10 protein-coding genes are annotated in these 8,717 nt (G+C 70.7%); 5 read left to right on the forward strand and 5 right to left on the reverse strand.

The window, feature by feature from the left end:
• Positions 1–16 precede the first annotated feature (16 nt).
• From FHE66_RS06995 to dnaA, 5 genes are all read right to left on the reverse strand, one after another.
• Positions 17–595: a DUF721 domain-containing protein gene (locus FHE66_RS06995; RefSeq protein WP_139072250.1), complete on the reverse strand. Its 579-nt coding sequence runs from the start codon at positions 593–595 to the stop codon at positions 17–19.
• Positions 588–1,751, reverse strand: a complete 1,164-nt coding sequence (recF, locus tag FHE66_RS07000) for a DNA replication/repair protein RecF (RefSeq protein WP_139072251.1) — start codon at positions 1,749–1,751, stop codon at positions 588–590. The genes FHE66_RS06995 and recF overlap by 8 nt, the downstream gene beginning before the upstream one ends.
• A gap of 2 nt (positions 1,752–1,753) precedes the next feature.
• Entirely contained in the window at positions 1,754–2,650 is an 897-nt protein-coding gene (gene gnd / locus FHE66_RS07005; protein ID WP_139072252.1) for a phosphogluconate dehydrogenase (NAD(+)-dependent, decarboxylating), read from the reverse strand.
• Positions 2,651–2,693: 43 nt separating this feature from the next.
• Positions 2,694–3,821, reverse strand: a complete 1,128-nt coding sequence (gene dnaN, locus FHE66_RS07010) for a DNA polymerase III subunit beta (protein WP_139072253.1) — start codon at positions 3,819–3,821, stop codon at positions 2,694–2,696.
• A 415-nt stretch (positions 3,822–4,236) separates the two neighbouring features.
• Positions 4,237–5,676 (reverse strand): chromosomal replication initiator protein DnaA, encoded by a 1,440-nt coding sequence (dnaA, locus tag FHE66_RS07015; protein WP_230976471.1) that lies wholly within the window; start codon positions 5,674–5,676, stop codon positions 4,237–4,239.
• Positions 5,677–5,951: 275 nt separating this feature from the next.
• Here dnaA and rpmH point away from each other — a divergent pair, with 275 nt between their 5' ends.
• The 5 genes from rpmH (at position 5,952) to FHE66_RS07040 (ending at position 8,647) form a co-directional block, all read left to right on the forward strand.
• Positions 5,952–6,089, forward strand: a complete 138-nt coding sequence (gene rpmH / locus FHE66_RS07020; RefSeq protein ID WP_139072255.1) for a 50S ribosomal protein L34 — start codon at positions 5,952–5,954, stop codon at positions 6,087–6,089.
• 3 nt (positions 6,090–6,092) lie between these two features.
• Entirely contained in the window at positions 6,093–6,446 is a 354-nt protein-coding gene (rnpA, locus tag FHE66_RS07025) for a ribonuclease P protein component (protein WP_139072256.1), read from the forward strand.
• Positions 6,443–6,775 (forward strand): membrane protein insertion efficiency factor YidD, encoded by a 333-nt coding sequence (gene yidD, locus FHE66_RS07030; protein ID WP_139072257.1) that lies wholly within the window; start codon positions 6,443–6,445, stop codon positions 6,773–6,775. Before rnpA ends, yidD begins: the two co-directional genes overlap by 4 nt.
• A 12-nt stretch (positions 6,776–6,787) precedes the next feature.
• Positions 6,788–8,032, forward strand: a complete 1,245-nt coding sequence (gene yidC / locus FHE66_RS07035; RefSeq protein WP_139072258.1) for a membrane protein insertase YidC — start codon at positions 6,788–6,790, stop codon at positions 8,030–8,032.
• A 144-nt stretch (positions 8,033–8,176) separates the two neighbouring features.
• Positions 8,177–8,647 (forward strand): R3H domain-containing nucleic acid-binding protein, encoded by a 471-nt coding sequence (locus FHE66_RS07040; RefSeq protein WP_230976653.1) that lies wholly within the window; start codon positions 8,177–8,179, stop codon positions 8,645–8,647.
• The last annotated feature ends 70 nt before the right edge of the window (positions 8,648–8,717 follow it).

Raw genomic sequence — 8,717 nt, forward strand, 5'->3', positions numbered from 1 at the left:
GCGGCTTCCGGGCTGCTCAGCCGTACGTGTCGCGTGGTCCGCGCCCGCGCACCGACCGCGGCCCTCGGGTCCACGTGGGGCCGCCCGGTCCCCGGATGACGATCTCGGTGACGGTGTCCTCCCCGACCTCCTCGGCGAGCCGTCGCTCGAGCTGGGGCTGGAGCAGTCGCAGCTGGGTCGCCCACGCCGTGGAGTCGGCCCGCAGCACGAGGACGGAGTCGTCGAAGGTCTCGACGACGCAGTGCTCGGCAAGGTGGTCACCGACGATCTCGCGCCACCGTCCGACGACGCCGCCCATGCTCACCGGCGCGCTCCAGCCGCGCTCGGCGAACATCTTGTCGACGATCGGCCCGAGCGGCTGCGGGTCACGGCGGGAGGGGCCTGCGCCGCTGCCGACGTCCCCGAGCCCGGGGCCCGGACGAAAACGTCGTGAGCCCGGCGCCGGGCGCCCGGGCGCGGTGCGCCGCAGCCCCTTGGCCGCGGCGGCGGCGCGGGCACGGGCCAGCGCCTGGCGTGCCGCGTCCGGGCTCTCCTCCGTGGCGGGGGTGTCGGCGCCGTCCCCGGCCGCCTGGTCCTTCTCCGGCCGGTCAGTCACGGGTCACCTGCCCTCCCGCGACGGTGAAGCGCGCCCCGGCGAGGGCCTCGGGCACGTCCTCGGGCACCGCGGCGGTGAGCAGCACCTGCTCGGCGCCGGCGACCATCGCGGCGAGCCGTTCCCGGCGCCGCACGTCGAGCTCGGCGAAGACGTCGTCGAGGATGAGGATCGGGCCGCCGTCGTCGTCCTCCTTGAGCACCTCGAAGGAGGCCAGTCGCAGCGCCAGCGCGTAGGACCACGACTCCCCGTGGCTCGCGTAGCCCTTGGCGGGCAGGCCACCGAGGGTGAGGACGAGGTCGTCGCGGTGCGGGCCGACGAGGCTGACGCCGCGGTCGATCTCCTTGCTCCGCAGCGCGCCCATCGCCGCGACGAGCCGCTCGGTGAGGGCGGGGACGTCGGTGAGCGCGTCCTCCTCCTCCGCCGTCGCCTCACCCTCGCCGTCGACGGCGAGCAGTGCGGAGCGGTACCCCAGACGGGCCTCGCTCTGCCCGGCGCTGACCTCCTCGTAGGCCTGGGCGGTGAGGGGGCGCAGGCGCCGGAGCAGCTCGACGCGCGCCGCGACGATCTGGGCGCCGGCGGCGGCGAGGTGGCCGTCCCACACGTCGAGCGTGGACAGGTCGGGCCCGCTGCCCCCGCGCCGGCGCGAGGCGCCGGCCGACTTCAGCAACGCGCCGCGCTGGCGCAGGATCTTGTCGTACTCGCTGCGCACGCCCGCCAGCCGCGGGGTGAGCAGGACGAGGAGGTCGTCGAGGAAGCGGCGGCGCGCCGACGGGTCGCCCTTGACGAGCTCGAGGTCCTCCGGCGCGAAGACGACGCTGCGGACGATGCCGAGGACGTCACGGGTGCGGCTGACCGGCGAGCGGTTGAGCCGGGCCCGGTTGGCGCGACCGGCGACGATCTCGAGCTCGACGAGCGTCTCGCGGCCCCCGCGCACGGCCTTGGCCCGGATCACCGCCCCGCCGGCGCCCTGCCGCACGAGCGCGGCGTCGGAGGCGACCCGGTGGCTGGAGAACGTGCCCAGGTAGGCGACCGCCTCGACGATGTTCGTCTTGCCCTGCCCGTTGTTGCCGACGAAGGCCGTGACTCCCGGGTCGAGCGCGAGGACGAGCTCCTCGTAGGACCGGAAGTCGTGCAGGGAGAGGTTGGAGACGTACATCCTCAGCGCTCGTCGGCACGCCGGATCGCGTGGCCTCCGAACTGCTCGCGGAGCGAGGCGACGGCCTTCATCGCAGGGGAGGCCTCCTGCCGGGAGGAGAAGCGGGCGAACAGGGCAGCGGCGATCGTCGGGGCCGGGACGGCGTTGTCGATCGCCTCCTCGAGGGTCCAGCGGCCCTCGCCGGAGTCCGCGGCGTAGTCGTCGATCCGGGCGAGGCCCGGGTCCTGCTCGAGGGCGTCGACGAGCAGCTCCAGCAGCCAGGAGCGCACGACGGTCCCCCGCTGCCAGGAGCGCACCACCGCGGTGACGTCGGGGACGAGGTCGGAGCGTGAGGCGATGATCTCGTAGCCCTCGGCGTAGGCCTGCATGAGGCCGTACTCGATGCCGTTGTGAACCATCTTGGAGAAGTGCCCGGCGCCGACGGGCCCCGCGTGGACGAAGCCCTCCTCTCGGGGCCCCTCGGGACGCAGTGCCTCGAAGATGGGCATCGCGCGCTCGACGTCCTCGGCGCTGCCGCCGACCATCGTGCCGTAGCCGTACTCGCGGCCCCACACGCCGCCGGAGATCCCCGCGTCGACGTAGCCGATGCCACGCTCGGCGAGCATGGCGGCGTTCTCCTGGTCGTCGCGGTAGTAGGAGTTCCCGCCCTCGATGACCAGGTCGCCCGGGGACAGCAGGGCGGCCAGCGCCTCGAGGGTCGCGTGGGTCGGGGCGCCTGCAGGCACCATGACCCACACGATGCGCTCGCCCTCGGGGAGGGCGGCGACGAGCTCGGCCAGCGACGGGACGTCGCTGATCGCCGGGTCGGTGTCGTACCCCGTGACGGTGTGGCCCGCGGCCCGGATGCGTTCGCGCATGTTGCCGCCCATGCGGCCCAGTCCAACCATGCCGATGTGCATGTCGGCTCCTCTCGTCGGGGTGCGGGGTCCTTCCCGCGGTGGGTTACCCGGCGAACCGGATGGGCATGAGCAGGTAGCGGAACTCGTCCTCGCTCTCCCCCTCGGCGCTGCCCTGGCCGGTGAGGACCGCGGGCTTGCTCGGGTGGGTGAACGACAGGCGGACGAAGTCGGTGCTCAGGGCGCCGAGGCCGTCGAGCAGGTAGTGCGGGTTGAACGCGGTGACGATGTCCTCACCGACGAGCGTGGCCTCGAGCACCTCGGACGCCTGCGCGTCCTCGCCCTGGCCGGCCTCGAGGACGACCTGGCCCTCGGAGAAGCTCAGCCGGATCGGGGTGTTGCGCTCGGCGACGAGGGAGACGCGGCGAGCGGCCTCGACGAGCGGCCCGGTGGCGATGACGGCGTGCGTCGTCGTCTCGTCCGGGAACAGCCGGCGCACGGGCGGGTAGTCGCCGTCGACGAGCAGCGACGTCGTCTGGCGGCCGCCGGCCGCGAAGCCGATGAGCGAGGCGGAGTCCTGGGCGAGCGCGACGTCGACGGTGCCTGCGCTGGTGAGGGACTTCGCGACGTCGGACAGGGTGCGGGCGCGCACGAGGGCGACGGCGTTGAACGCCGGGTTGCTCGGGTGCCAGGTGAGCTCGCGCAGGGCCAGCCGGTAGCGGTCGGTGGCCATGAGCGTGAGCTTCTCGCCGTCGATCTCCACGCGCACACCGGTGAGCAGCGGCAGCGTCTCGTCGCGGCTGGCCGCGATGCTCACCTGGGCGACCGCCTGGGTGAGGACGTCGGCGTCGATGGTGCCGGAGAGCTCGGGCATCTCGGGCAGCGCGGGGTAGTCCTCGACGGGCATGGTCAGCAGGGTGAAGCGGCTGGCGCCGCAGCGCAGGACGACCTTGGTGCCGTCGAGCGTGAGGTCCACCGGCTTGGCCGGCAGCGCCTTGGCGATGTCGGCCAGCAGACGCCCGGAGACGAGGACGACTCCCGGCTCCTCGACGGCGGCCGGGACCGTGGAGCGGGCCGAGACGTCGTAGTCGAAGGTCGAGAGGGTCAGTGATCCCTCACTGCTGGCCTCGAGACGGACGCCGGCGAGCACCGGGACCGGTGGACGCACCGGCAGGGAGCGTGCTGTCCAGGCAACGGCCTCGGCGAGGACGTCCCGTTCGACCCTGAGCTTCACGATGTTGACCTCTCTCGCTGCACCACGGCGCAGCGAGTAAGGGCTGCGCACGGGAAACCTTACGCGAGTCGGCCGGTCCTCCGGTCCGGTCTGGGCAGTCGGGGCCCGGACCGTTGTTGTTGTTCACAGGCTGTCTTGAAGAGAGGTCTCGTCATCGTCATCGCTGGTGTGGACACTGTGGAGAAGCGACGTCTGCGCAGGTCAGCCGGGCAGAGACGATGTGGGTACGGGGGCGCACCCTGGTGGGGACAAGTTGGCAGGTCGGTGGATTCGTGTCGTTCGTGTCGGCTGGATCCACGGATCGGGGACAACCTGTCCACTGACAAGTTTCCCTTGTCCACCGCAATCCACAGATTTGTCCACAACTGTGCATTGGCTCCGGAACGCCGAAACGTCCTCCTGGCGCCCTCGAGCGTCACGCCCCGCCGGTGCGGGCCTTCTGCTTGATCCGGTTCGTCAGCTCGGTGACCTGGTTGAAGGTCGAGCGCTTCTCGGCCATCTGCTCGCGGATCTTGCGGTTGGCGTGCATGACGGTCGTGTGGTCGCGCCCGCCGAAGAGCTGACCGATCTTCGGCAGCGACAGCTCGGTGAGCTCGCGGCACAGGTACATGGCGATCTGCCGGGCGTTGACGAGGACCCTCGACCGGTCGGCGCTGCACAGGGCGTCCATCGAGACGGAGAAGTAGTCCGCCGTCTGGCCCATGATCAGCGTCGGGGTGATCTCCTCGCCCTCGGTGTCGGTGATGAAGTCCTTGAGGACCATGACCGCGAGGGACTCGTCGACCGGCTGGCGGTTGAGGTTGGCGAACGCGGTGACCCGGATGAGGGCGCCCTCGAGCTCACGGATGTTCGAGGTGATCCGCGAGGCGATGTAGGACAGGACGGCGTCGTCGATCTCGAGGTTCTCGTTGTTCGCCTTCTTGCGGAGGATGGCGATGCGCGTCTCGAGGTCCGGCGGCTGGACGTCGGTGAGCAGGCCCCACTCGAAGCGCGAGCGCATCCGGTCCTCGAACCCGTTGAGCCGCTTGGGCGCGAGGTCGGAGGTGATGACGACCTGCTTGTTGGCGTTGTGCAGGGTGTTGAAGGTGTGGAAGAACTCCTCCATCGTCTGTTCCTTGCCCTGGAGGAACTGGATGTCGTCGATGAGGAGGACGTCCACCTCGCGGTAGCGGCGCTGGAAGGCCTCGGCCTTGTCGTCGCGGATGGAGTTGATGAAGTCGTTGGTGAACTCCTCGGAGTTCACGTACCGCACCCGGACGCTCGGGTCCAGGCTGCGGGAGTAGTGGCCGATGGCGTGCAGGAGGTGCGTCTTGCCCAGACCGGAGCCGCCATAGATGAACAGCGGGTTGTAGGCGCGGGCCGGCGACTCGGCGACGGCGGTGGCGGCCGCGTGGGCGAAGCGGTTGCTCGAGCCGATGACGAAGGTCTCGAAGGTGTACTTCGGGTTGAGCCGGGCGGCGTCGGCCTCGGCATCGGCGGCGTTGCGGCGGGCGTCGGCCGCAGAGCGCTGGCGCACCGCGGCGGACGGCGAGACCGGCGGCTCGGCGTCCTCGGGTGTCTCGGTCTCGGGCACCCGCGGGCTCGTCTCCTCGAGCGTCGGGTCGACGGTGACGGCGAAGCGGACCGGCGAGCCGGCCGACTCGGTGAGCGCCTCGGTGAGGCTCGTGCGTGCCCGGGTCTCGAGGAAGTCCTTGGCGAACTCGCTCGGCACGGCGAGGAGGAGGGTGCCGTCGACCGCGCCGAGCGGTCGGGTGAGACGGATGAAGGCCCGCTGGGCGCCGCCGATGTCCCCGTTCTCGGTGAGGATGTCCACAGCCCGTGCCCACAGGCCGGTGATCTCGTCGTTCTCGGGCACAGTGGTCCTCTCGTACAGGGTCGGCAGACGTTTCGAGTGTCGCATCCCCACCCTCGGTCCACATAGTTATCCACAGATGTGCAGAAGCATCGTGAGGGATGGCATAGTCGGACGATGGGCCGCGTGATTGACCGGCGATCGCCGTCTCGCGTATCGTGACTGAGCCGTCCTGACGGCTCTTCCGTGGTGCCCGCATGTGGGTCCGAGGAGCAGCCGTACCGCGCACTCAGCTGCCCAGGGCAGCACGACGACAACCGACGTTTTGGAGTACTGCCGTGAGCAAGCGGACTTACCAGCCGAACAACCGCAAGCGTGCCAAGGTGCACGGCTTCCGGCTGCGCATGCGCACGCGCGCCGGGCGCGCCATCCTCAGCGCTCGCCGCCGCAAGGGCCGCGAGAAGCTCTCGGCCTGACCCGTGCTGCCGCCGCAGCACCGGATGCGTCGGTCGGAGGAGTTCACCGACGCGGTGCGCGGTGGTGCCCGCAGCGGCACGCGGCGGCTGGTCGTCCACCTCGGCGCCCCGAGCGCCGGGGAGACGACCCCGCCCCGAGCCGGCCTGGTGGTGTCGAAGGCGGTGGGTAACGCCGTCGAGCGCAACCAGGTGAAGCGGAGGCTGCGGGGCCTGCTGGCCCCGCGCATGAACGACCTGCACGACGGCGACTCGATCGTCGTGCGGGCGCTTCCTGCTGCCCGGGGCGCGTCGAGCGCCGAGCTCGGCGAGGACCTCGACGTCGCGCTGCGCCGGGCACGGCGTCGGGCGCAGCGATGACTGCGCTGGGACGGGTCGTGGGCCGCGGGCTCGCGCTCCTCGTGAAGGGCTACCAGCTCATCGTCTCCCCGTGGTTCGGACCCTCGTGCCGGTACTACCCCTCCTGCTCCGCCTACGCGGTGACCGCCCTGCAGCGGCACGGCGCGGTGCGCGGGAGCCTGCTGGCCGGCTGGCGTCTGCTGCGGTGCAACCCGTGGAGCGACGGCGGGGTCGACCACGTCCCCGAGCAGGGCGACCCGATGCCGTGGACCTCACGGTCCGCTCGACCCCGTACTCTCGGGGTAGCCGCCGGTGGGGCGCCGTCGAACGACGCGCCGCAAGACCTCTAGGAGCCAGCCCTCATGGGTTTCTTTGACACGATCCTGTACCCCATCAAGTGGGTCGTCGCGTGGATCCTCTATCTCTTCCATGAGTTCTGGACCGCCGTCGGGCTGGACCCGTCGAGCGGCTGGTCGTGGGCGCTGGCCATCGTCGGCCTCACGGTCATCATGCGCATCCTCCTGATCCCGCTGTTCTTCAAGCAGATCAAGGCCTCGCGCGGGATGCAGATGCTGCAGCCCGACATGCAGAAGCTGCAGAAGAAGTACAAGGGGAAGAACGACCCCGCGTCCCGCCAGCAGATGCAGGCGGAGATGATGGCGCTCTACCAGAAGCACGGGACCAACCCGTTCTCCTCCTGCCTGCCGATCCTCGCGCAGTCCCCGATCTTCTTCGCGCTGTTCCGGGTGCTCTACTCGATGCCCCAGATCGCCGACGGCACCTACCGCGAGGGGCAGCCCCTCGGACCGATCGACGCCTCGACGGCGGCCCAGTTCCAGGACTCGACCCTGCTCGGGGCTCAGCTGTCGGACACGTTCCTCACCGCGTCGACGATGAACGTCCGGGTCCTCGCGATCGTCATGATCATCCTCATGTCGGTGACGACGTTCACCACGCAGCGGCAGCTGACGATGAAGAACATGCCGCAGAGCGCGCTGGACAACCCGATGGCCAAGCAGCAGCGGATGCTCATGTACATCCTGCCGCTCGTCTTCGCCTTCTCCGGCGTCTACTTCCCGATCGGTGTGCTCGTCTACTGGCTCACGACGAACCTGTGGACGATGGGCCAGCAGTTCTACACGATCCGCAAGATGCCGGCGCCCGGCTCCGAGGCCGAGAAGAAGTTCAAGGAGCGCGAGCGGGCCAAGCTCGAGCGCAAAGCCGCCCGCAAGGGCGTGCCCGTGGAGCAGCTGCTGCCCGAGCCCGCCGAGCCGGAGCGACCCGTCCAGAAGGGCCAGCGCGTCCAGCCCAAGCGGAAGGACCGCGCGAAGAAGAGCGGGCCCGCTGGGGCCACGGCGAGGCCGTCCGGCGCGACGGGTGCGAGTGCTGCCTCGGCGACGAGCGCGGACTCGGCGGCCACGGAGTCCGTGGTGGACGAGGCCACGGCCGGGAAGACGACGTCCGGCACCGCCGGCGGCGGGGCGAACGGCGCCAAGAAGAAGACGCCCCAGGAGCGCGCAGCCGAACGGCACGCGCAGCGAGCGGCTCAGCGGCGAGCCGAGCTCGAGCGCCGGGGGCGCAACAAGCCGGGCAAGTCCGGCAAGTAGACCAGACCTGACAGTGCCCGGGTCGTCGGGCTGAGAGAGAAGGATCAACTCGTGAGCGAGCAAGACGTGGTTCCCGCGGCGGAGGAGACGACTGCCGAGCAGGAGGCCGACGCACGTCCCGAGGCGACCAAGGTCTCCACGACCGTGAAGCGGCTCGAGGAGGAGGGCGAGATCGCGGCGGACTACCTCGAGGAGCTGCTCGACATCGCCGACCTCGACGGCGACATCGACCTGTCCATCGACCACGGGCGCGCGTCGGTGGAGATCGTCAACGAGGACAGCGAGGACCGTGCCCTCAAGCGGCTCGTCGGCAAGGACGGCGAGGTCCTCGACGCCCTCCAGGAGCTGACCCGCCTCGCCGTGCAGGCACGGACCGGTGAGCGCAGCCGTCTCATGCTCGACATCGCCGGTTTCCGGCGTCGGCGCAAGGTCGCGCTCACCGCGATCGCCCAGGAGGCGATCGCCAAGGTCAAGGCGGGGGCGGCGTCGGTCGCGCTCGACCCGATGAACCCCTTCGAGCGCAAGGTCGTGCACGACGCCGTCGCAGCTGCCGGCCTGGTGAGCGACTCGGCCGGGGTGGAGCCCCACCGCCACGTCGTCATCAGCGAGCAGTAGTCTACAGGTGTAGATAAGAGTGTCCTCGGAGGAGAGTGGGGCCGGCGCCGTCGAGCAGGCGCCGGCCGAG

Source organism: Georgenia sp. 311, assembly GCF_006151955.1.
Lineage (GTDB): Bacteria > Actinomycetota > Actinomycetes > Actinomycetales > Actinomycetaceae > Oceanitalea > Oceanitalea wutianyii.